26 protein-coding genes are annotated in these 20916 nt (G+C 59.4%); 25 read left to right on the top strand and 1 reads right to left on the bottom strand.

The window, feature by feature from the left end; translation table 11 throughout:
• Window positions 1-55: 55 nt before the first annotated feature.
• The 4 genes from ACQ4W7_RS18020 (at window position 56) to ACQ4W7_RS18005 (ending at window position 1991) form a co-directional block, all read left to right on the top strand.
• Window positions 56-481 carry a hypothetical protein gene (locus tag ACQ4W7_RS18020; RefSeq protein WP_436532212.1) on the top strand — a complete coding sequence of 142 codons (426 nt, stop codon included), beginning with the start codon at window positions 56-58 and terminating at the stop codon, window positions 479-481.
• Between the two features lie 77 nt (window positions 482-558).
• Window positions 559-1101: a DnaJ-like cysteine-rich domain-containing protein gene (locus ACQ4W7_RS18015; protein ID WP_436532210.1), complete on the top strand. Its 543-nt coding sequence runs from the start codon at window positions 559-561 to the stop codon at window positions 1099-1101.
• A gap of 316 nt (window positions 1102-1417) precedes the next feature.
• Entirely contained in the window at window positions 1418-1741 is a 324-nt protein-coding gene (locus ACQ4W7_RS18010) for a hypothetical protein (protein ID WP_436532208.1), read from the top strand.
• A 70-nt stretch (window positions 1742-1811) separates the two neighbouring features.
• Window positions 1812-1991, top strand: coding sequence for a hypothetical protein (locus ACQ4W7_RS18005; RefSeq protein WP_436532206.1), 180 nt, complete (start codon window positions 1812-1814; stop codon window positions 1989-1991).
• Window positions 1992-2250: 259 nt separating this feature from the next.
• Here ACQ4W7_RS18005 and ACQ4W7_RS18000 read toward each other — a convergent pair whose 3' ends face one another.
• Window positions 2251-2520, bottom strand: coding sequence for a hypothetical protein (locus ACQ4W7_RS18000; protein ID WP_436532204.1), 270 nt, complete (start codon window positions 2518-2520; stop codon window positions 2251-2253).
• 244 nt (window positions 2521-2764) lie between these two features.
• Between ACQ4W7_RS18000 and ACQ4W7_RS17995 the strand changes: the two genes are divergently transcribed.
• From ACQ4W7_RS17995 to ACQ4W7_RS17895, 21 genes are all read left to right on the top strand, one after another.
• Window positions 2765-2899 carry a hypothetical protein gene (locus ACQ4W7_RS17995; protein ID WP_436532202.1) on the top strand — a complete coding sequence of 45 codons (135 nt, stop codon included), beginning with the start codon at window positions 2765-2767 and terminating at the stop codon, window positions 2897-2899.
• A 137-nt stretch (window positions 2900-3036) separates the two neighbouring features.
• Window positions 3037-3282 (top strand): hypothetical protein, encoded by a 246-nt coding sequence (locus ACQ4W7_RS17990; protein ID WP_426070186.1) that lies wholly within the window; start codon window positions 3037-3039, stop codon window positions 3280-3282.
• Between the two features lie 95 nt (window positions 3283-3377).
• Window positions 3378-4028, top strand: coding sequence for a putative metallopeptidase (locus ACQ4W7_RS17985; protein WP_436532200.1), 651 nt, complete (start codon window positions 3378-3380; stop codon window positions 4026-4028).
• Window positions 4029-4060: 32 nt separating this feature from the next.
• Window positions 4061-4537, top strand: coding sequence for a DUF2280 domain-containing protein (locus ACQ4W7_RS17980; RefSeq protein WP_436532198.1), 477 nt, complete (start codon window positions 4061-4063; stop codon window positions 4535-4537).
• A complete protein-coding gene (locus ACQ4W7_RS17975) occupies window positions 4506-5831 on the top strand; it encodes a phage terminase large subunit family protein (RefSeq protein WP_426070183.1) in 1326 nt (441 codons plus the stop codon). Before ACQ4W7_RS17980 ends, ACQ4W7_RS17975 begins: the two co-directional genes overlap by 32 nt.
• Before the next feature lie 14 nt (window positions 5832-5845).
• On the top strand, window positions 5846-7210 hold the full coding sequence (locus ACQ4W7_RS17970) for a DUF4055 domain-containing protein (protein WP_436532196.1): 1365 nt from the start codon (window positions 5846-5848) through the stop codon (window positions 7208-7210).
• Window positions 7211-8296 (top strand): hypothetical protein, encoded by a 1086-nt coding sequence (locus tag ACQ4W7_RS17965; protein WP_436532194.1) that lies wholly within the window; start codon window positions 7211-7213, stop codon window positions 8294-8296.
• 124 nt (window positions 8297-8420) lie between these two features.
• Window positions 8421-9230, top strand: coding sequence for a DUF6651 domain-containing protein (locus tag ACQ4W7_RS17960; RefSeq protein ID WP_436532192.1), 810 nt, complete (start codon window positions 8421-8423; stop codon window positions 9228-9230).
• A gap of 161 nt (window positions 9231-9391) precedes the next feature.
• Complete coding sequence (locus ACQ4W7_RS17955) at window positions 9392-10564, top strand: major capsid protein (RefSeq protein WP_436532190.1); 1173 nt, start codon at window positions 9392-9394, stop codon at window positions 10562-10564.
• Between the two features lie 72 nt (window positions 10565-10636).
• Window positions 10637-11029, top strand: a complete 393-nt coding sequence (locus tag ACQ4W7_RS17950; RefSeq protein ID WP_436532188.1) for a hypothetical protein — start codon at window positions 10637-10639, stop codon at window positions 11027-11029.
• Window positions 11030-11091: 62 nt separating this feature from the next.
• Window positions 11092-12540 (top strand): SGNH/GDSL hydrolase family protein, encoded by a 1449-nt coding sequence (locus tag ACQ4W7_RS17945; protein ID WP_436532186.1) that lies wholly within the window; start codon window positions 11092-11094, stop codon window positions 12538-12540.
• A gap of 60 nt (window positions 12541-12600) precedes the next feature.
• Window positions 12601-13113 (top strand): DnaT-like ssDNA-binding protein, encoded by a 513-nt coding sequence (locus tag ACQ4W7_RS17940; protein ID WP_436532184.1) that lies wholly within the window; start codon window positions 12601-12603, stop codon window positions 13111-13113.
• Window positions 13110-13481: a hypothetical protein gene (locus ACQ4W7_RS17935; RefSeq protein WP_436532182.1), complete on the top strand. Its 372-nt coding sequence runs from the start codon at window positions 13110-13112 to the stop codon at window positions 13479-13481. Before ACQ4W7_RS17940 ends, ACQ4W7_RS17935 begins: the two co-directional genes overlap by 4 nt.
• Window positions 13482-13484: 3 nt before the next feature.
• Window positions 13485-13859: a hypothetical protein gene (locus ACQ4W7_RS17930; RefSeq protein ID WP_426070174.1), complete on the top strand. Its 375-nt coding sequence runs from the start codon at window positions 13485-13487 to the stop codon at window positions 13857-13859.
• 102 nt (window positions 13860-13961) lie between these two features.
• Window positions 13962-14705: an NUMOD3 domain-containing DNA-binding protein gene (locus tag ACQ4W7_RS17925; RefSeq protein ID WP_436532180.1), complete on the top strand. Its 744-nt coding sequence runs from the start codon at window positions 13962-13964 to the stop codon at window positions 14703-14705.
• Window positions 14695-15189 (top strand): hypothetical protein, encoded by a 495-nt coding sequence (locus tag ACQ4W7_RS17920; protein WP_426070172.1) that lies wholly within the window; start codon window positions 14695-14697, stop codon window positions 15187-15189. The genes ACQ4W7_RS17925 and ACQ4W7_RS17920 overlap by 11 nt, the downstream gene beginning before the upstream one ends.
• Entirely contained in the window at window positions 15186-15587 is a 402-nt protein-coding gene (locus ACQ4W7_RS17915; protein ID WP_436532177.1) for a DUF4128 domain-containing protein, read from the top strand. Before ACQ4W7_RS17920 ends, ACQ4W7_RS17915 begins: the two co-directional genes overlap by 4 nt.
• Window positions 15588-15646: 59 nt before the next feature.
• Window positions 15647-16852, top strand: coding sequence for a phage tail tube protein (locus ACQ4W7_RS17910; protein WP_436532174.1), 1206 nt, complete (start codon window positions 15647-15649; stop codon window positions 16850-16852).
• A 132-nt stretch (window positions 16853-16984) separates the two neighbouring features.
• On the top strand, window positions 16985-17452 hold the full coding sequence (locus ACQ4W7_RS17905; protein WP_436532172.1) for a hypothetical protein: 468 nt from the start codon (window positions 16985-16987) through the stop codon (window positions 17450-17452).
• Window positions 17350-17799, top strand: a complete 450-nt coding sequence (locus ACQ4W7_RS17900) for a phage tail assembly chaperone (RefSeq protein WP_436532470.1) — start codon at window positions 17350-17352, stop codon at window positions 17797-17799. The genes ACQ4W7_RS17905 and ACQ4W7_RS17900 overlap by 103 nt, the downstream gene beginning before the upstream one ends.
• Window positions 17800-20916, top strand: a 3117-nt coding sequence (locus tag ACQ4W7_RS17895; protein WP_436532170.1) for a hypothetical protein, incomplete at its 3' end; no start/stop codon positions are given.

The following is a 20916-nucleotide window of genomic DNA, read 5'->3' as shown; positions in this document are numbered from 1 at the left end:
AAAAGATGATGTCCGATAGAAAAGTCGCTGGCGAATTGAAAACGGAGGAATTCTGATGGGCGCCAACAAGAAGCCGCGCAAGCGGTACATCCCGAAGCCAGCCGTGCTGCCGGCCGGCCTGCGCCAAGACGTGGCCTTCGAAATGCCTGGGTTCCAGGCCAGCGAAGCAATGGGGAAGGGGCACTTCCAGGAACAGCACGTCTACGATCTGCTGAGCAACGCCGATATGGCGCGCCGCATTGCGCCAACTGGCCATGCCATTCTGGCAGTGGCCCAGGCCATGGTCGAGGCGATTGCCGAAATCCAGGCACGCGCCCAGCGCACGGGCACCTTCGGCGTCAACGGCGATGAAATGCGCGTGCTGCGCGAGGGCGTCGGCAAGACGATGGTCTTCCTGCGCGGCGTGTCGAACGTCGAGATTGCGCGCGCGTCGCTGGCGGCCGTGCGCGAATTCAACCGGACCGGCGTGCTGCGGGTATGAGTGGCGCCGACGAGTGGCAGGGCTGTCGCAGCGCAAAAATGGATGCTAAGATTGATTTACAGAACGAGGGACAACACATGGGCTTTACAGACCGCTACATCGCATCGATAGGTTCGAGCAACCTGATGGACGACGCTCTGCACCACCAGACGGACCCGCTGGCCGCCGCTGCGCTGGCCGGTGATATCGGCGCGCTGCTGTGCCGCGTGAAGTACGCCGACGGCACGCTCAACCGCATGTTCGAGGGCAACCAGCAGAACCTGGCGCAGCTGTTGCGTATCTGGACTGTCGAGGTGATCAAGCGCGGCCGGGCGCGCCGCTGGCTGCCGGAAAACACGGCCTGGGATGCCCAGTCGGCGCAGGCGCTGTACCGCCGAGTAGCCGAGAAGTCGCTGGCGCACTGGCTCGATGGCAAATGCAAAGGCTGCAGCGGGACCGGCGTCAAGGTGTTGCTGGGGAACGGGCAGTGCACGTCGTGCAAAGGAACCGGAGTGGCACCCGTGTATGGCGTGGCGGGCTTGGAGCTGGAGCGCGTCAAGGACATGGTCAGCGAGCTGAGTTCCATTCACGGCAGCCATTCCGGCCGGGCAGGCGGTTTGTTACGAGGCGCAGACATGTAGCGCAGGTTTTCTTTAAGCCTGTGTTTACAAACAGTATTTCTGCGGTATACTTCAGGCTCTAGTTCAAGAAAATTCTTCCGGAAATCGTAATGTGCGCATAGCGCCACCGATAGCTGGAACTCGCGACAGTACCCGGACCCAGCGCCGTACCTGCACGCCTTGAATTTGCTGCTCACTACGCACTATTGCCGTGGGAGCAAACCCCGAAGCCCGCACATGCGGGCTTTTTCTTTGTCTATTTGGATTTACTCAACATTGACAAAATGTTTCCTTGATGTAATAGTTAATTCTCATAGTTAACTTTGAGGTTCGTAGAATGGGGTTTTTTGACGCGGTAAACTTTTTGCCAATGATGGCGGCTAAGGGATTTTTTGCAGGCTTTATTATTTGTCTATGTGCTAATTTAATTTGTAAAATTCTTAATTGGCCCGTGCTTGCTAATGTTGCCATCGTTGCTCTCACGTTGCTTTTGTTATTGAGTCCTCAAATTAAGGCACTCTATTTCGACGTTCGGCCTGAATATGGAGGCGATAGCATGACTACCGCCGGGGCATTGTGGACGATAGTGAAAGTTAAATTTTGGGCGGCGGTAGTGGGCTACGGCTTTGGAGCCTTTTTATACGCGAAGTACGTCGACTAGTTGTAAGGTTCCTATGTGAAAGCCACCCTTGGGTGGCTTTTTCTATTGCGCGTCCACTTTCGAGGCGGTCATGGCTGCAGTCGAATTCCTCAAGCGCCCTCGCTGGCGCCGTACGCCACAGGAAACGGCCGCCATCGTCAATGACGTGGCGCCGCCCGACCCGCCCACGCAACAGGAGGTAATCGACCAGCTCGACTCCGATGTGGTGCGTCAGTTCCAGCGCATGCTGGATGCCGATACCGATTTTTAGTAGGAAGCTCATATGCAAAACCAAGAAATGAAGACCGGCAGTACACGCCATCGATTATTGTGGCGTTGGCGGCTGCGCTCGCGTTGCATTGCACCGGAGTTGCGCGCGGATGCTGGGCAGTGCACATCGCACGCGTTTCACATTTCTTGGTGGGCTTGGCTTTTGAAACTGGTCCATGGCGCTGCTTTTTCCCATCTCCGCGCGTCCTGCTTGGCGCCAAATTCGCCTCAGACTATGCGCGAAGAGGTTGTTGATCGAACTATGGCTGATGCGCTACGAAAAGCTCTGCAGTTAAATGCACCGTATGGTCGTCGTTTGCAAAAAAACCATGAACAACACTAACCACGCGGAACATGGCCCATTCGCCCGTCGCGTATCGCAATCCATCAATCCGAAAAAACTCGTCCCTCCTTGGAATGGCTCCGCTGCGCATAGGGAGAGTCATTTTTTCCTTTAACGCCATACCTACAAGCGTAAGTTGACTGACGTCGTAGAACGTAATTTCTACCGGTATGAAGTCTGTGTGCATTTTGTTCCTTCGAAAACTAGCGGGAATGATGAAAAGCGTATTTTGCACGCTAGTGTATCAAATTGATAATTTTCGTGCCTGTAGATAAGGTCCCCCTCCAGTTCACCTCACTGTCTAGTATTTTTTCAGAGTCAATTTCCCCACTACGAAGGAGGTGATCCTATCTCAAGCGGCTCCAAGCCGTGGTTATAGATTCCCCATTCGTTTTGCCCGCCGCGAGCGGGCTTTTTTATTCGCGGTATGCATGTTTGATTTCGACATCGGTCGCATGGTCGTCGGCCTGCTGGTATTCGGCGGTCTGGTCGGCGGCGCCATCGTGGCGTTGATCTTGCAGGCTTGGCCATTGGCCAATCCTGCGCAGCACGCCTGGACCACCTGAAACTTGCGACTGCCAGCGCGCTCCAGTGGCAGGGCTTTGAAAAACGGGCGCAGTCACCGACGCATCATGGCCAAGAGGCTCCACCGCAATTCATCGCGGCCCTGCTTGGCACGGGCGGTGACACAACGAAAGCCGATATGCAAAAAATCCAACACCCGTCGAACAACAGCGTGCTCGGCGCGCCTGCCGGCTGGGACCAGGGCGAACTCCCATGCAGCACGCTGCCGATCACGCGCACGCACGTCGGCGATCTGCCTGCCGTGGTGTCGTACTGGCGCCCGAACGCCGAGGAACTTGCCGTGCTGAGCGCTGGCGGTTCTATCGCGCTGTGGGTGCTGGGCGCGAGCATGCCGCCAGTCAATTTAAGCATCGAAGGCGCGTGAGACACTACATTTAGTAGGTCGCGAGCGAAAGTATCAAAAATCACCGGGCTGAGACGGACAGAATTGCTGTCAAACACTACATCTAGTAGGTCGGAATGAAGAAAAACCGAAATTCCGCAGCGTCCACGTCAGCGCGCCCGATGCCATCGCCTGAGTTCGCCGACCCGCTGAACAACCGTTACGTGCCCGCGCCCGAGGTGCTCAAGTGGGCGCGCGCAACCATCCTCACCGAAGGCGGCGCGCTTTACAACGAAGACCACGCGCACCTGGAGTCTTGCAATATTCAGTTCATGTGGGCGCCGGAAGGCTTCGTGAAGGCCGGCCGCACCGTGCTTGGCCAATGCGAAGAAGTGACGTTCCGCTGTGGGCCGTGGCAAAAGGGCCGCCAGCAACAGCAGATGGCCGACTGGTTCGGCGCGGTCCCGGAATACCTGATCACCTTGGACGCCAGTTACTGCCTAACCTGCAGCGACGTCGAGTTCTGCGCCTTGGTCGAGCACGAGCTGATGCACATCGGTCAGGAGCGTGACGAGTACGGCTCGCCAGCCTTCACCAAGGATGGCTTTCCGAAGCTGGCGATTCGAGGACACGATGTGGAAGAGTTTGTGGGCATCGTGCGACGTTACGGCGTAGGCCATCCCGACGGCACGCTGGCCGCCCTTGTCGCGGCAGCAAATAACACGCCAGAAGTGGCAAAGATCAATATTGCGAGGGCGTGCGGGACCTGTCTGCTGAAGGCGGCTTGACATTGACGGCCCCTTGACGGAAGGCAACCCCCATGGCGGCACTCAAGGATGACGTGAAAGCCTTCATCGTGCAGGCGCTGGCGTGCTTCGACAAACCGTCTCAGGTCGTCGCATCGGTCAAGGAGCAATTTAAGCTCGATGTGACGCGCCAGCAGTGCGAGACATACGACCCTACGAAGTACGCCGGCCGGTCGCTCAACATCAAATGGCGCACGCTCTTCGAAGACACGCGCAAGCGCTTCCGCGAGGAGACTGCCGACATCGGGATTGCCAGCCGCGCCGGCCGATTGCGAGCGCTTGACCGAATGGCCGGCAAGGCTGAGGACAAGGGCAATATTCCCTTGGCCATCCAGATCATCAAGCTGGCAGCCGAGGAAGTCGGCGACGTCTACGTGAACCGTCGCCTCGACGCACCGAAAGCACCAGGTGATACCAGCGAAGGCATGCCGTCCGCACCTGAATACATATTGAAGCCCGATGAAGACCTCCCCGACAGCCCGATTCTCTGAAGGGCCCGTCGCGCTGACGCCGAAACAGGCGAACATTTACTGCTGGGGGTGGCAAAAGAAGGCTCGCTTCCGTGATGCGGTGTGCGGTCGGCGCTTCGGCAAGACTTTCCTGGGCAAGGCCGAGATTCGCCGTGCTGCGCGACTGGCTGCCGAGTGGGGCGTCAGCACCGAGGATGAGATCTGGTATTGCGCGCCGACGTTCAAGCAGGCGAAGCGGGTATTCTGGAAACGCCTCAAGCAGGCTATCCCGCCCAGCTGGCGCGCCGGGAAGCCGAACGAGACGGAATGCTCGATCACCACCAAGGCTGGCCACGTCATCCGCATCGTCGGCCTGGACGCCTACGACAACTTGCGCGGCTCCGGCCTGTTCTTCGCGCTGGTTGATGAATGGGCCGACTGCGTGTACGCGGCGTGGGAAGAGGTGCTGCGGCCGATGCTGTCGACCTGCCGCTTCGTCATCAACGGCGAGGAGCGGGTCGGCGGCCACGCGCTGCGCATCGGCACGCCGAAAGGCTTCAACCATTGCTATGACAGCTACCTTGATGGCCAGGGCCGTGAGCCTGACCACAAGAGCTGGCTGTACACGTCGGTCGACGGCGGCAACGTGCCGGCCGAAGAGATCGAAGCCGCGCGGCGCAAGATGGACCCCCGCACGTTCCGCCAAGAGTACCTGGCCAGCTTCGAGAACTACCAGGGCGTCATCTATTACTGCTTCGACCGTCGGCGCAACCATACCGACGACACAGTCAAACCTGGCGATGCGCTGCACATCGGCATGGACTTCAACGTTGGCAAAGGCGCGGCGGTGGTTTTCGTGATCCGCGACGACCTTCCGCGCGCTGTCGATGAGTTCATGGAAGTGTTCGACACGCCGGCCATGATTGAAAAGATCAAGGGCCGGTACAAGCAAACTGGCCAGCAGCATCTGATAACGATTTATCCGGATGCGTCCGGCCAGAACCGCAAGAGCAGTGGCGCCAGCGAGTCGGACCTGTCGCTGCTGCGCGCCGCCGGCTTCACGGTGGTGGTCGACCATGCCAATCCGGCCGTGAAAGACCGCATCAACAGCGTTAACGCCATGCTGTGTAACACCTACGACCAGCGCCGCATGCTGGTCAACACGAATAAGTGTCAGAAGTACACGCTAAGTCTGGAGCGCCAAATCTACGACGATAAGGGCGAACCGGACAAGAAAGGTGGCTTTGACCACGCCAATGATGCCGGCGGCTACTTCATCACCAAGCGCTGGCCAGTGACGAGTCGCACGACGACCACGGCGCCGCTGCGCATGTAACAACAAGGATTTCCATGACCGATGTACGCAAACAATCAGCCGAAGCCGCGAAGCTGAATGAGGATTGTGGCCTGGTTGCCGCGCTGCTGGGCGGCACCAAGGCTATGCGCGCCGCTGGCAAGAAGTATTTGCCGCAGTGGCCAGGCGAGGACAGCGAAAGCTACGATCTGCGCCTGGCCGTCGCTACGTTGTTCCCGGCCTACGCCCGCACCATCGATGTGCTGTCGGCCAAGCCGTTCAGCAAGCCGGTGACGCTGGGCGAGGACGTGCCGGAACGGCTCAAGCCTTGGTTGCAAAATGTCGACCTGTCCGGCCGCGATTTGCATAGCTTCCTGTCGGAGATCACCCAGGAGGCCATGGGCTACGGCTTCTCGGGCATCCTGGTCGACTTCCCCAAGGCTGGCAACCTGGTCACGAAGGCAGACGAGCATGCCGCTGGCGTGCGTCCGTACTTCGTTCAGGTGCATGTGCAAAACGTCCTGGGCTGGCTGCCGAAGAATGCGACCAGCCTTGATGGGCTGACCCAGTTGCGGCTACTGGAAAGCGTGTCCGAGCCGAATGGCGACTTCGACACCAAGGAAATCGAGCAGGTGCGCGTCCTCGGGCGCGGCACATGGCAGACCTGGCGCCAAAGTGAAACCGGCAGCAAGAAGGAGTGGGCGTTGTACGAAGAGGGCGTCACCAGCCTGAAAATCATCCCCTTCGTGCCCGTCTACGGCAAACGCCTGGGCTACATGCAGGCCACGCCGCCGCTACTCGAGCTGGCGCACAGCAACGTCGAACACTGGCAGAGCAAGAGCGACCAGCAGAACATTTTGCATGTCGCGCGCGTGCCGATCCTGTTTGCCAAGATGCTGGGCGAGGGCGGCATCACCGTCGGCGCCGGTAGCGCGGTCAAGACCGAATCGCCAGAGGGCGACCTGAAATTCGTAGAGCACGGCGGCAAGGCCATCGAGGCTGGCCGCTTGTCCATCCTCGACCTGGAAGACCGGATGCGCCAGGCCGGCGCTGAGCTGCTGGTAATCAAACCGGGCAACGTGACGGAATCGCAAACCCTGGCAGATAACGAGCAGGGCGCATGCGCGCTGCAGAAGATCGCGGGCAACGTCGAGGACGCAGGCGACCAGGCTCTTCAGTTCATGGCTGAATGGGTGGGTGAAGCCGAAGGCGGCCACATCACCATTTTTAAGGATTTCGGCGCCGCATCGCTCGCCGAGGCCAGTGCCGAACTGCTGTTCAAGAGTGCCACCGGCGGCAAAATCTCTGCCGAAACCTACTTCAATGAACTGCAACGCCGCGGCATCGTGTCGCCAGACCTGAAGTGGGAGGATGAGCAGGAGCGCATCCAATCGGCACCGCCTGACCTGCCGGGGGGATAGATGGGCGCGCTCGAAGAGTGGATCGCCGAGATGTTTCTCGTGCACTCCCTGAATCTGCTGCGTTTCTCTGCGGACGTGCAGGGCAAGATTGTGGCGCTGATGGGCGCCATGTCGAAGGAACTGGCCGCCAAGCTGGGCGAGGGTGAGGTTTCGAGCTACGGCAAGCAGCGCATGGCCGCGCTGCTGCGTGAGTCGAACGCTGTCATTGCTTCCCATTACAGCGGCGTGGAAGCGGAAGCCATGCGCAACCTATTGGGCATGACCCGCATCGAGGCGGACTACACGGCCAAGGTGCTGACGCAGGGCCTCAAGATTGAGTTAGGCGCCAAGTTGCCGCCGGCCACCTACCTCGAAAAGCTGGTCGGCGACACCCTGATCAAGGGCGCCTCGTCAGCCAGTTGGTGGAAGCGTCAGGCACTCGACACGCAATTTCGATTCGCCAACCAGGTGCGGCTCGGTGCCGCGCAGGGGGAAACGACTTCGCAGATCGTTGCGCGCGTCGTCGGTACCAGTGCCAAGGCCACCGGCGGCGATGCGGAGGCCATGCCCGGCATCCTGAAGACGTCCGAAGCAAACGCCCGCGCGCTGGTGCACAGTTCGGTTCAGGCCGTGGCCAACGCAGCGCGCCTGGCTTCGTTCCAGCAGAATGCCGACCTGATCGAGTGCCTGGTGTGGCTGTCGACGCTGGACTCTCACACCTGCCTGCTGTGCGCCATGCGCGACCTGCACGAATACTCGTTGCACGATCAGGAGCCGATTAACCACACCCACGAGTGGGCGGGCGGACCTGGCGCCATTCATTTCAGTTGCCGCTGCACGCTCAGCACGCGCACCAAGACCTTCGCCGAACTGGGCATTGAGCTGGACGAGCCGGGCGACAGCATGCGCCCCAGCGACGGCGGCGCGGTCAGCAGCAAGATGAACTTTGCCAGCTTCCTGGCCAGCAAGGACAAGGCCTGGCGGGCTGAGTACCTGGGCCCGGGCCGCGCCGAGATGTACGAGGCGGGCAAGATCACGCTGAATGACCTGATGAATCTCAAGGGGCGCAAGTTGACCCTGGAAGAACTGCAGGCGAAGTACAAGTAAACGTTTTATTACCAAGGAAGGCCGCACGGGCAACCATGTGGCCTTTTTTCATTGCTGCAAGCGGACGCGACGCGGCGCACGGCCGGAAGGCCATCGATAGGGCGGATGCCCGGAAAGAACGACCATGCCATTCAAATACAACGCAGACGGAACCATTGCAATCGACGGCGAGAAGAAGCTGCCGATCTTTATTCATCCCAACGGTACGGAAGCGCCATTCGACGCGGATACCACGCTGGGCACAATCACCCGCCTGAACGGCGAGGCCAAGACGCACCGCGAGGCGAAGGAGGCTGCCGAGCAGCGCCTGAAGTCGTTCGACGGCATCGAAGACGGCGTTGCCGCTCTGGCCGCACTGAACACCGTGAAGAGCCTGAGTTCCGGTGAGCTGAAGACGGCCGCCCAGGTCAAGGAAATCCAAGACGCGGCTGCCAAGACCGCGCAAGAGCAGGTCGCCGCGCAGGCCAAGGCGAGCGCTACTCAGTTGCAGGAATTGACCGCACAGCTGGATAAACGCACCAACGAATTGAACACCCACATGATCGGCGGCGGCTTCGCCAGCTCGAAGCTGCTGACCGACGACAAGCACCCGAGCCGCCTGGCGATCCCGACCGAGATGGCAAAAGCCTATTTCGGCAGCCATTTCAAGGTCGAGGACGGCAAGATGGTGCCGTACGACGCTACGGGAAATAAGATTTTCTCTCCGACCCGTCCAGGCGAAGTCGCTGATTTCGATGAAGGCTTAGCGCAACTGGTGCAGGCTTGCCCGTTCAAGGACCAGATCCTGAAAGGTTCTGGCGCCTCGGGCGGCGGCGCCCACGGCGGTAATGGCGGCGGCGCAGGTGCCAAGCAAATCTCCCGCGCTCAATTCGAGGCGATGGGCGTCCAGGATCGCGCAGCAGCGATGAAAAGTGGCGTAACGGTCGCCGGTTAAAGTTCGCAATTCAGGGCGTCGCCTTGACGCCCTACACGTGCCTTTTCGATGGATGTCGGAAGGGTGCTTTGGGCTGGATGGCCTCTCAGTTCTAAAACTCAAATCACCCCTCAATGGCTCGCTTTCGCGGGCCTTCTTCATTTTTGAAAGGCTTTACGACAATGGGCACTCTTACCCTGAACGGCTTGCTGCCGACTATCTACAACGCGATGGAGGTAATCTCGCGCGAGCAGATCGGCATGATTCCAGCAGTGTCGCGCGACTCCAATGCTGAGCGTGCGGCAATCAATGAAACCGTGCGTTCGCCATCCGTCGGCCCTATGGTCGCCGAAGATTTGACGCCAGGCGCTTATGCTCCCGATACGCCGAATCAGACCATCAACTACGTTGACATGACAATCCAGAAGGCGCGCTCGGTGCCATTTGGCATCACGGGCGAAGAAAATCGCGGCTTGAACAACGCCGGCACGCTGGGCGATATCAACGCGCAGCGCATTACCCAGGCGCTGCGCACGCTGGGCAATGAAGTCGAGGCCGATCTGGCTGCGTTGCACATCTATGCCTCGCGCGCCTACGGTACTGCCAACGTGACCCCGTTCGGCACGGCGGCCGACTTCACCGATTTCTCGAATCCGCTGCGCATCCTGGACGACAATGGCGCGCCACTGACCGACCGCCAAATGGTTCTGGGCTCGTCCGCGATCTCGAACATCCGCGGCAAGCAGTCCGGCCTGTTCAAGGCGAACGAAGCGAATAGCGATGAATTGCTGCGTCGCGGCATCATCGGCCAGGTTGAAGGCTGGGACATCCACAATTCGGGCCAGATCCGCTCGCTGGTCCCTGCCGGCACTGCGGCTGCATCGACCACCAATGCTGCCGGCTATGCCGTTGGTGCCACGGTGATCAACCTGGCTGCTGCTGGTACCGGCGCCTACATCACGGGTGACATCGTGACATTCGCTGGCGATGCCGACAACAAGTACCTGTTGGCGGCTGGCGATGCTGATACCTCGAACGGCGGCACCATCGTGCTGGCCGAGCCGGGCCTGCGCAAGGCAATCCCTGCCGCAGCCACTGCAATCACCGTGATTGCAGCCACCACCCGCAACATGTTCTTCCACCGCTCGGCCATCCAGCTGGCCTGCCGCGCGCCGGCCATGCCGGATGAAGGCGACTCGGCCGATGACGTGATGATGGTGACCGACCCGGTTTCCGGCATCACCTACGAGTTCTGCATCTACAAGCAGAAGCGCCAGGTCCGCTACGAGGTCAACTTGGCCTGGGGTGTGAAAGCAGTGGCGCCACGCCACATGGGCATTCTGATCGGCGCGTAAGCGCTGCTGGGCTAATCATCAACCTGGCCCGGCCAGCACTGAGGTGCTGCCGGGCCTCACCTGGACTTCACCATGGATACCCTCAAAATCGTATCGACGGACCCGCACACGCAGGGCCCGTTCGTCGTCATCAATAAATCCGACTTCAACCCCGACGTGCACGAGCTGTTCGGCGACGACCAGGCGCTGGGCGCGCACATCGAGCGCGCGCCGACCGTGGCCGAGTTGTTGGGTGTCCGCGAACAACTGGCGGAACGCGGGCGCGAGCTGAATGAGCGCGAACAAAGCCTGATCGCTGAAATGGACCGCGTCGCCGAGCAGGCCCAGGCCAACGCGACCGAAGCGCAGCGCCTGCGCGATGAAGCGGCAAGCCTCCAGTCCGCCAAGGACGCTGCCGTCGCACAACCGCAAGTTGCACCGGCCACGGCCACAGCCGAAAAGCCCGCAAAAGTCGCCAAAGCGTAATCCCTGGCCAGCACCGCCCCGCACATCGGGGCATTCCATACACCGCACTCCCGAAAGCCAATATGCCCACTATCACCGCCGGCGGCACGCCGCAAACCATCGCTTTGCCCGAGGGCCAAGTATTGAACGTCAGCGGCGGCGCCGGCACTGCTGGCGTAGTGTATCGCCTCGATCCAGTCCTGGGTGGCACGAATTCACTGCAATCGTGGACCATCGGCGCTGGCGCGCTGGCGCCCATCGGGCCGTATGCCGGTGAGCAGCGCTTTCTGGTGACTTGTTCGGCGGGGAGTGTGGATGCGTCGGTGATGGCAGCGGTGTTGGGCGCGCCGCGCGTTGTAAAAAATGTGGCAGGGCTTGCTGACAGTGCTGGCACGCTGCTGCCAGCAACGGGCCCGGCCGGTGTCTTGAATTTCAATCCCGCTCGAATGCGGAAATGGTGCGCTGCTAAAGCGCGCGTGCTGTCGAAGTCCGGCCGTGGCGTCGTCGCCCTGATGGGGGATTCTCGTACTACAGGATTTGGCGCGGCAGGCACCGCCAATTTTGTCGGGGCCCGGGCAAAGAACAGGGCTGCTCAACTTGCAGCGATTTTGAATGCGCAAGGCCTGCCCGCTCATACAGACAGTTTTTTCTGCGATGGCAATATCAATTCGGTAGGCGCTACCGTGCCCCAATACGATCCACGCATCACCATGGGGGCGGGCTGGATCAACAGCGGCGCTTTCAACGTCGTCCAGTGGACGGGTTTTGGCATCGCGTTCTCGAACCTGACAACGTTGAATGCAATGACGTTCACTCCTGACAACCCGACCGACACGGCGGACGTCTATTACTTGACGCGCCCAGGCTTCGGCTCATTCACGATCAGCGTGGGCGGCAATGTCATTAAGACCGTAGATGCCAACGTGGCGCAGAGCATCAAGAAGGAGACCGTGACGTTTCCGCGCGGCGCGAATACCATCACGTTTATGCCCGTGGCGCTGGGCTCTGGGGTGTTCGTTTATGGCTGCGATTGCTATGACTCGACGATGCCAAAGATTTCGGTGTGGACGCTTGGAAATTCCGGTGGCGGCGTGGCCAACCTGATCTACAACACCTATCCATGGGAGGGCACGCAGCCCTTCAAGCTTGGCGTGATGACACCCGATGTCGTCATTCTGGATATCGGCGTCAACGATGCAAACAGTGCGATGGCCCTTGCCACGTACTCGCAGCGTCTCACTACCATTGTGGACAACGTGCACACAGGCGGGAGCAATTGCATTCTCAGCACATTTTTACCAGCGAGTCTGACTTCCTGGCCAAGAGCGGCACCGCCTCTGGTCCAACCGTACTGGGATGCGATCACTAGCGTTGCGCTGGCAAAGGGCCTGCCGCTTATTGATCACGCATCACGTTTCGGCTCGTATGAGCTTGCCAATCCACTAGGCTTATATGCAGACACCCTGCATCAGAATGGTGTGGCGATGGCAGATCAGGCCCAGGTTGATGGCGCAGTATTGCTTGCGGCATAAGAAAAAGCCTGCTTCTGAAAACTTCTGTGCAGCAAGTGGCTGTTATTAATAAGGGTATCCATGCTCATCACTGAAACCGGCGCCGGCCTGTCCGACGCCGAATCCTACGCCAGCATCGCTGCTGCAGACGCGCGTTGCGCCAGCCTGGGCCTGACAGCCTGGGCGGCGCTGGCCGAGGCCGATAAAGAGATCGCCTTGCGCAAAGCTGCGCTCTTCATGGCCACTTACCGCACGCGCTGGGCCGGCCGCCGCGTCTATCAGCACCAGGCGCTGGACTGGCCACGTTACAACGTGGTGGTCGACGGCTTTATCGTGCCCGGTACCATCGTGCCGCCGGACGTGGTCAATGCCTGCATCGACCTGGCCGTGCGCGCTGGCAGCGGCGAGGATCTGCTGCCCGACCTCGACACCGGCTCGAACGCCATCAAGAAAGACAAGACGGGGCCGCTGGAAACGGAGTACTTCCAGAACACCACGGACGCGCGCGAGCGCTTCGTGGCCGTGGACGCACTCCTGGCGCCGTATTTCGGCTCGGCCGGTGGCGGCAATTCGATCAAGGTGACACGAGCATGAGCGCATATCCAGCAGTGAAGATCGACGGCGGCTTCGTTGCCGACAACGCCTACCGCGATGGCGACAAGGTATGGATCGTTACCAATCTGATCGCGCGCGCCAAGGATCTCGTTCCGTTCGACTTGCCGCTGGCCGCAATCTACAGTGGATCGGAAGTCTGGCCGGCAGTCGGATCGGCCTACGGCATCGCGCATCACGTGCGGCGCGCGCTGGACGTCGACACCAGCCACCCGATCATCATGTGCCAGCAGGGCTTCATCATGGACGGCTGGCATCGCGTGTTGCGTGCCCTGATCGATGGCAAGACCACGATCAAGGCCGTGCGCTTCGTGGAGACGCCGCCGTATGACTACTTGAAAGCGCCATAGGCTATGCCCGATTATGCCAAAACCGCCGCGCGCGCCGACCAATCGCTGCGCCGCAAGGGCGGCATCGTGGTGCTGCGCCAGGTCGTGACAGGCGTGTACGATCCTGACCTGGGCGCTGCGCCGGTCACCACCACCGACTACCAGGGAACGGGCGTGAAGATCGCCTACGAGGCCGAGTACATCGACGGCACGCTGATCCAGGCGGGCGACCAGAAGCTGCTGCTGTCGCCGCTGCAGCGCAACGGCGCGCGAATGCCGGCGCCAACGGCGTCCGACTTAGTGCTGTTCGGGGGCGCGGCCTACACCATTGCCAATGTCGGCGACCTGCAGCCGGTTGATATTAGTCTGTTATTTACTTTGCAATTGCGGGGTGTGTGATGGCTGTATTAACGTACAGTATTTGAGGGTAAAATAGACGAGCCGAACAGGTGCGCTAACACCGGTCCGGCTCTAACCAAACAACTCGATCAGGGAGTCATCATGGCTGACGCTATTTTAGCGCAATCCGGCATTTATAAAATTACCAATACCGCCAATGGCAAGATATATGTGGGCAGCGCTGTCAAATTCAAAACTCGCTGGAACGCCCACCTGACCACCTTACGCCGCAAATGTCACGAAAATAAAAAGCTTCAAGCGGCATGGTTGAAATATGGAGAAGGCAGCCTTGTCTTCTCCGTCATTGAAGTCGTGACCGATTTGTCAAATTTAGTGCAGCGCGAACAACACTGGATTGATTTACTGAACACATTCAAGGCGGGCTACAACATGTGCCCGACCGCAGGAAATTGCATCGGGCGCAGATTTTCAGATGAGTCTCGCGCAAAGATGTCAGCATCAGCCATGGGGCGGGAAATGTCGCCTGAGACTAGGGTGAAACTATCTGCGAGCGGTAGAGCTGTATCTCGCGAGGTGCGCGATCGGATTGCAAAACTTAACTCGGGGCAGAAGCGAACACTGGAAACGAGAGCGAGGCAGTCGGCAGCTCAAATCGGGAAGACTCACAGCGCCGAAACCAAGGCCAAACTAGCAGCGCTTGCGGTAAATATGTCATTGGAGCAGCGCGAGAAAATTGCAGCATCTTTGCGTGGCCGGCCGGGAAGGCCGCACACAGCGGAGTCAATTGCAAAAATGTCAGCGTCAAAAAAAGAGGGCTGGGGCAGAAGGAAAGCTGCCCAAGCCAATATATCAAACACTTTACCGGGAGCACCAAATGTCCAGTAGCTTCTCCCTGCAAATTGCTGAATTTATTGCAAAAACCAAGGCCAATGCTGACTTGGTGGTGCGTGCAACGGTAATGAAAATCGACGAAAAGATTGTCCAGAGATCGCCAGTTGGTGATGCCAAATATTGGCAGCGCCCAGCTCCTCCTGGCTATGCTGGCGGCAGGTTTCGTGGTGCATGGGCTATTTCTATCGGCTCGCCATCTGCTGGCGTGCGCGACCTGATCGACAAAGACGGTAGCGCCACTATCGCCGCGCACGGCAGCACGATCAGCGCGGCGAAGGCGGGCGACGTGATCTACCTCGTGAACAATCTTCCTTATGCGAAGCGCATCGAGGAGGGCTGGTCCCGCCAAGCGCCCGTCGGCGTCGTTGCCCTGACGGTCGTGGAATTCCATACTATCGTGGACAACGCGGTGAATGGGGTGCGCGACGGGACCACCGCAAACGAGTTTTCACAAGGCTATTCGACCTATAAATTATGAGTCAACCAACAATACGCGCTGCGCTGGAGGCGGCCCTGGCCAGCCTCGCGCCGGCCATCGACACCGCATGGCAGAACGTACCGTACACGCCGGTCACCGGCCGGCCGTATCAAGCGGCCTATTTGCTGCCAGCGGCGCCAGACAATCATTCTATGGGCGATGGCTCGCGCCAAGAGCGGGGCATCTTCCAGGTCAGCTTGATGTATCCACCTGGGCAGGGTAGTGCTGCCGCCGGCGCGCGTGCTGAAATGATCGCGGCGCTTTTCCGGCGCGGCGCCAGTTTCACCAAGGGCGGCATTGACGTCCAGATCGAGCGCACGCCTGAAATCGCCGACGGCCGCGAGGACGGCGACCGCTGGATGGTTCCTGTGAAGATCCGGTATTTCTGCAACCTGTAACACCCCACACAGATCGCCTCGGCGGTCTTTTTTTTCGACCAAAGAAAGGCAATCCCATCATGACCACTGCAAACGGCATTGACAGCCTGCTCGTTATCGGCAAGCAAACAGCGGAAGGCACGAAGGCGCTGGCCGCCGCCGGCCGCCTCTATCCGCGCGTGACCGCGACGTTCGACACGGACGCTGACAAGTACAGTTCAGCCGAGATCGACCCAAGCCAGCAGCAAAGCGATACGCGCCTAGGCAACTTCCGTACCTCGGGCGCCATTAAAGGTGAAGCCAGCTGCGGCACCTACGCTGTGCTGCTGGCTGCGCTGCTGCGCCGCGACTTCACGGCAGGCGGTACCACCGCGGCGCAAAATACCATCGCATCGGGCGCAACTGGCCTGACGCGCAGCGCCGGTTCGTTCCTGGCTGACGGCCACCGCGCCGGTACCGTCGTGCGCATTGGTGGCTTCCTGACCACGGGCGCCGCCAACAACGGCAAGAACTTCTTTATCACTTCGGCCACCGCGCTGAAGCTGACGGGCCAGTTCATGGATGGCAGCGCCATGGCGGTGAAGGTCGAAGGCGACCCGGTGTCCGTGACCGCAACCGGCAAGCGCAGCTTCACGCCGCTGTCCGGGCACACCACGGACTGGTTCACCGCGGAAGTGCAGGATCCGGGCATCGCTGTGAATCGCTGCTTCATCGACCAGTTGGTCAGCAAGGTCGATATCGCCGTGCAGCCGAACGGCATCACGAGCATGGACTTCACCCTGATGGGCAAGCTGGAAGGCGCGACCACGCCAGCGGCGTACTTCGCGGCGCCCGCCGCCACGCCCGGTACCGGCAAGTTCTCCGGCGCCACCGCGATGCTGTCGGTTGCCGGCATCCCGTCGCAGATTTGCACCGGCATGTCGCTGTCCCTCGATGGCCAGGTCAAGATCGATCCGGTCATTGGTTCGAAATTCGCCACGGCCGCCTCGCGCGGCAAGGTGCTGGGCAGCGGCCAGTTCACGGTGCTGATGCAGGATTCGGCATATATCGACTACTTTAAGCAGGAAGTCGAACTGTCGCTGGCCTACGCCATGGCGGCTAGCACGGCGCCGCTGGCCGAGGTCATGACGATTGCCATGGGCCGCATCAAGATCACGTCGGCCAAGGTAGACGACGGCGAGAAAAACAAGATCGTCACCTGTGCGTTCGATGTTCTGCGCTATCAAGGCACCGATGCGCAGTACGAATCCACCACGATCGCTTTCCAGGACACGAGCCTGGTGTAACCCTTTGCCCGGCCACGCGCCGGGTTTTCTTTTGGCGCAAGCGCCACCCCAGCACCGGCCCGCCCGCCGTCTCCATTCGCGTGGAGCGGTGGGTGCGCACGGGCATTTTCTACCACGCGAAAGGCACTACCCATGAATACCAATAACGCATCCCTGAACATCGCTCAAACCCTGGCCGTCGCCGGCTTCGATATCGCCAACCTGTCTGCGCCGGCCGCGCGCGTGACCTTCGACGTGCCCGTCATCTTCGACGCCGACGGCGAGCCCGTGGCTGGTATCAAGATCGTCGGCAAGAATTCCGACGAGTACCGCAAGGAAAGCCATGCTGTGCGCGCTGAAGGTTACAAGAAGTCCGCCAAGCGCAAGACGGCCATCGACGCTTCCACCGACGAAGGCGCAGATCAGCTGGTGTATGTGATCGATGACAACCAGAAGCGTCTGGCGCTGGCCGTGGCTGTCGACTGGTACGGCTTCACCAGCAATGGCGCACCGGCCGCATTCGACAAGGAAATGATCGCCGCGGCGTTCGACAAGTACCCGACCTGGCAGGATCGCGTTACGACCGCCCTGGAAAACGACGCCAATTTTTTGAAGGTCTGACCCAGGCCCTGCTGCTGTACGCCGATCATCTGTTTGATCGAGCGGCAGCGGCAGGCGATGGCAACGCCAAGGGCGATCACCTGGACACCGCCCGGCAGAACCCGCTTTATCGGGCGCCCGAGGCGCCGGCGGTGCCACAGTTGCCGCCCGAGCTGGCCTATATCTGGACCTGGTTCACCCAGCTGAACCAGAAGCGCCAGTGCGGCATGGCCGTGAACGCGCTGACCAGCGCAGAGATATTGGCCTGGCAGGTGCGCCACGGCGTCCGCTTCGATCCGTTCGAAGAGGGCGTGATCGATCGCCTTGACGTGCTCTTCATGCACCATCAAAACAAGAAGGAACAATAAATGCCTGATATCGCCCAACTTGGTCTTTCCATCGATACTCGCCAAGTAGTCGAGGGCAGCAAAGCCTTGGATTCCCTCGGTGAGGCGGCGGTGCGTGTCGAGCAGAAGACTGCTGGTGCCACGGCTGCCGTCGACAAGTTGGGCGAGGCCAGCGCTGGGGCCAAGGCCAAGGCAACTGAAGGTGCGGCGGCTGTCGATGCGCTGGGTGATGCTGGTGCGCGCGTAGCGCCAAAGGTTGTTGGTGCGACCACGTCCGTTGATTCGCTGAGCGCGGCGACGGCGCGCGTGCGCACGACATCGACTGAGGGCGTCAGTGCGCTGGACAACTTCACCAATTCGTCGGCCGGTGTGTGGCGCCGCGGCGGTGAGGCCGCTAAAAGTGTTGAAGCTCTTGGCGATGCCACGCAGCGCACCGGTCAACGTGCAGCTGTAAGCAATGGTCAAATGGACGACACGTCCAAAATCATGCGCGCTCAAGCTGAGCAGGCGCGTCAGACTGCTCAGGCCACGACGGCGCTGGGCGGCTCGACCACGCAATTGACGCTTGGCCAGCAGCAACTGATTGAGCGTATGCGCGAGCAGGCGGCGACGATTGGTATGAGCCGCACACAGCTGCTTGCCTACCAGGCAGCGCAGATGGGGGTTACCCAGGAAACGCAGCGGGCAATTGCAACAATCAAGGCGCATGAGGATGCCCTTAAGGCGGCAGCTAAGGCTAAGGAGGATGCATCCGCAGCTTCTGGTCGACTGACCGGTGCGCTGCAATTACTGGCTGCCGGCTTTGCGCTTCTCAAGATTGTCGACTACATCAAAGATTCCACTTTGTTGGCCGCCCGATATGAAACATTGGGCGTAGTGATGGAGGTGGTTGGACGTAATGCCGGTTATACAAAAACGCAAATGATAAGCGCGACAGACGCGATCGCTCGGCAGGGCATCACAATGGTCGAGTCACGAGAGTCTGCTGTCAAACTTGTTCAGGCCCACGTCGACTTAAAAAACGCCACCGCGTTGGCGCGCATCGCGCAAGACGCAGCTGTTATCGGCCACCTGAACTCATCCGATGCATTCGACCGCCTGGTGAACGGGATTTCTCGCGGCAATGTGTTGATTCTGAGAAACATTGGCATTAATGTGAATTTGCAAACAGCATATCGGCAAATGGCAGATGAGCTTGGCAAGACCACGAAGGAGCTTTCGGAAAACGAACGCGTGCAAGCCCGGCTGAACGCCGTTATCGAGCGAGGTTCCGACATTGCCGGGACCTACGAGGCTGCGATGGGTACGGCTGGAAAACAGCTGACATCGATGCAACGTTATACGCAAGACCTGAAAACCACGATTGGAGAAACCTTTACAGAGGCTTTGACCGTAGTGGTAATGGGCTGGACTGCACACCTCAAAGACGCAAATGGTCAGGTAAGCGAACTTGCGCGCAATGGCGAACTTCATGATTGGGGGGTGTCACTGACTAAGGTTTTGGTCGGAGTGGCAGACACAATCGATACGATTATGACCGGCGCCCGGATGGCGGGCGCTTGGCTGGCACACCAATCTGCAGGGGCAGAGATCAATAAGCGCTATGACCGTGCGCCAATGAAACTTGAGCAGGGTCAGTCCGTTTCAAATTGGGTGGCAAAACGAGATTCTCGACGTGCAACTGAGCTGGCAGAAGAAAATGTGTCTTATGAAGCTGCTCAGGCTGCCTTGGCAGGAACTGTCGGACGTTTCGAGAGGGCGTATGAGGAACGGCAAGCAGTGCAGACCGTTAAGCGGAAGCAAGAGGCCGATGCGAAGCTGAATGTTGATATGGATTACGCAGCTAAATCTCAGGCCTTGATGATCGCGAACGCTGGGAAAAGTTTGAAAATTCAACAAGACGCACAACTTGCGCTTGCGAATTCGATCTATGTAGGAACACCCACTTACCGCGATACCGAAGGCCGGGAGCCGAAGCCAAAGGTCGACCAAGTCGAAAACACAGCAATGGCGGATCGGCTAGCCCGCATCCAGGATGATGTGAATCTCGAAAAAGAGAGAATTGGGCAACTTTCCAAGATTAACGAGATGTTCCATAAAGCAGGACGACTTGGCGATGAAGAGTATTTTAAGAATAAACGTGACAATGCTCGTGCCGTTGAACAAGAGGAGATTAACGGCTATACCAGGCAGATTGCGATCCTCAAAGATCATCATAACGCTACTGGTGTTGAGGCGGAAAAAAACAATAAAAAGGCAAATGATTTAGATGCCAAACGTGCAGCCGCAATTTTGCGGGCTGCGGATGCCGTTGAACTTACGGAAATGGAGGAAATGCTGCGCAAGGACGCGCTTAGTGAAGCGGCGGTGCTGGCAACCAATAAAGAGATCGGAGCGATTAATGCGCAGATCGCTGCCACAGAGGAGCAAATTCGCATATACGGCTTGTTACCAGCGCAAAAGACCGCTTTGGCTGTGGCCGACCTTGAAGAGCAAAAAGCTGCTCTTGCAAGTTTCGAGGGCAATGAAAAGGTCATTGATGGCATCAATCGCAAGATTGAAGCGCTGAACCGCCTTGGCATTGTGCAGGGTAAGGCTTCGACGCAAGAGCAGGGCGACGACGTGGCCAAGGCCAAAGAGCTGCTGGACATTCTGACGGCTGTCGACACCGCAACGAAGTCGGCAGCGCAAGGCATGGCCGCGTCGTTCGGCGCGGTCGGCACTGCCATCGGTGGACTGACGACGGCCTTGTCTGGCTATGCTGTGCAGCAGCAGGCTATAGCTGCACAGTTGGCAGTCTCTACTAAAGATGCACATGGCGATCCTACCAAGATCGCCAAGGCTCAAGCCATAGCAGCCCAGCAGGGTGCGCAGGCACACGTCAAATCGTATGGCGATATGGCAAGCGCCGCCAAGGGCTTTTTCAAGGAAAACAGCACCGGTTACAAGGTGATGGAAACTGCTGAAAAAGCATTTCGCGCCTACGAAATGGCGATGGCTGTCGAATCGATGGTCAAAAAGATATTCTTCAAAGAAACTGAAGTTACAGCCAACTTGGCCTTGAACGGCGCCAAGTTGACCGGCGAGGCGGCCACCACGGCGGCGTCGACCGGCCTGGCCGCAACCGAGGCCAGTGCC

The organism is Janthinobacterium algoris (assembly GCF_051380935.1).
In the GTDB taxonomy this organism is placed as follows: domain Bacteria; phylum Pseudomonadota; class Gammaproteobacteria; order Burkholderiales; family Burkholderiaceae_D; genus Janthinobacterium.
The sequence above is the reverse complement of the archived record's forward strand: the minus strand, read 5'-3'. Positions and strand labels throughout refer to the sequence as shown.

Excerpts from the sequence above, each read along its gene's own strand:
- ACQ4W7_RS18020 (WP_436532212.1), top strand. The coding sequence starts at position 56 with ATGGGCGCCAACAAGAAGCCGCGCAAGCGGTACATCCCGAAGCCAGCC.
- ACQ4W7_RS18015 (WP_436532210.1), top strand. The coding sequence starts at position 559 with ATGGGCTTTACAGACCGCTACATCGCATCGATAGGTTCGAGCAACCTG.
- ACQ4W7_RS18010 (WP_436532208.1), top strand. The coding sequence starts at position 1,418 with ATGGGGTTTTTTGACGCGGTAAACTTTTTGCCAATGATGGCGGCTAAG.
- ACQ4W7_RS18005 (WP_436532206.1), top strand. The coding sequence starts at position 1,812 with ATGGCTGCAGTCGAATTCCTCAAGCGCCCTCGCTGGCGCCGTACGCCA.
- ACQ4W7_RS18000 (WP_436532204.1), bottom strand. The coding sequence starts at position 2,520 with ATGCACACAGACTTCATACCGGTAGAAATTACGTTCTACGACGTCAGT.
- ACQ4W7_RS17995 (WP_436532202.1), top strand. The coding sequence starts at position 2,765 with ATGTTTGATTTCGACATCGGTCGCATGGTCGTCGGCCTGCTGGTATTC.
- ACQ4W7_RS17990 (WP_426070186.1), top strand. The coding sequence starts at position 3,037 with ATGCAAAAAATCCAACACCCGTCGAACAACAGCGTGCTCGGCGCGCCT.
- ACQ4W7_RS17985 (WP_436532200.1), top strand. The coding sequence starts at position 3,378 with ATGAAGAAAAACCGAAATTCCGCAGCGTCCACGTCAGCGCGCCCGATG.
- ACQ4W7_RS17980 (WP_436532198.1), top strand. The coding sequence starts at position 4,061 with ATGGCGGCACTCAAGGATGACGTGAAAGCCTTCATCGTGCAGGCGCTG.
- ACQ4W7_RS17975 (WP_426070183.1), top strand. The coding sequence starts at position 4,506 with ATGAAGACCTCCCCGACAGCCCGATTCTCTGAAGGGCCCGTCGCGCTG.
- ACQ4W7_RS17970 (WP_436532196.1), top strand. The coding sequence starts at position 5,846 with ATGACCGATGTACGCAAACAATCAGCCGAAGCCGCGAAGCTGAATGAG.
- ACQ4W7_RS17965 (WP_436532194.1), top strand. The coding sequence starts at position 7,211 with ATGGGCGCGCTCGAAGAGTGGATCGCCGAGATGTTTCTCGTGCACTCC.
- ACQ4W7_RS17960 (WP_436532192.1), top strand. The coding sequence starts at position 8,421 with ATGCCATTCAAATACAACGCAGACGGAACCATTGCAATCGACGGCGAG.
- ACQ4W7_RS17955 (WP_436532190.1), top strand. The coding sequence starts at position 9,392 with ATGGGCACTCTTACCCTGAACGGCTTGCTGCCGACTATCTACAACGCG.
- ACQ4W7_RS17950 (WP_436532188.1), top strand. The coding sequence starts at position 10,637 with ATGGATACCCTCAAAATCGTATCGACGGACCCGCACACGCAGGGCCCG.
- ACQ4W7_RS17945 (WP_436532186.1), top strand. The coding sequence starts at position 11,092 with ATGCCCACTATCACCGCCGGCGGCACGCCGCAAACCATCGCTTTGCCC.
- ACQ4W7_RS17940 (WP_436532184.1), top strand. The coding sequence starts at position 12,601 with ATGCTCATCACTGAAACCGGCGCCGGCCTGTCCGACGCCGAATCCTAC.
- ACQ4W7_RS17935 (WP_436532182.1), top strand. The coding sequence starts at position 13,110 with ATGAGCGCATATCCAGCAGTGAAGATCGACGGCGGCTTCGTTGCCGAC.
- ACQ4W7_RS17930 (WP_426070174.1), top strand. The coding sequence starts at position 13,485 with ATGCCCGATTATGCCAAAACCGCCGCGCGCGCCGACCAATCGCTGCGC.
- ACQ4W7_RS17925 (WP_436532180.1), top strand. The coding sequence starts at position 13,962 with ATGGCTGACGCTATTTTAGCGCAATCCGGCATTTATAAAATTACCAAT.
- ACQ4W7_RS17920 (WP_426070172.1), top strand. The coding sequence starts at position 14,695 with ATGTCCAGTAGCTTCTCCCTGCAAATTGCTGAATTTATTGCAAAAACC.
- ACQ4W7_RS17915 (WP_436532177.1), top strand. The coding sequence starts at position 15,186 with ATGAGTCAACCAACAATACGCGCTGCGCTGGAGGCGGCCCTGGCCAGC.
- ACQ4W7_RS17910 (WP_436532174.1), top strand. The coding sequence starts at position 15,647 with ATGACCACTGCAAACGGCATTGACAGCCTGCTCGTTATCGGCAAGCAA.
- ACQ4W7_RS17905 (WP_436532172.1), top strand. The coding sequence starts at position 16,985 with ATGAATACCAATAACGCATCCCTGAACATCGCTCAAACCCTGGCCGTC.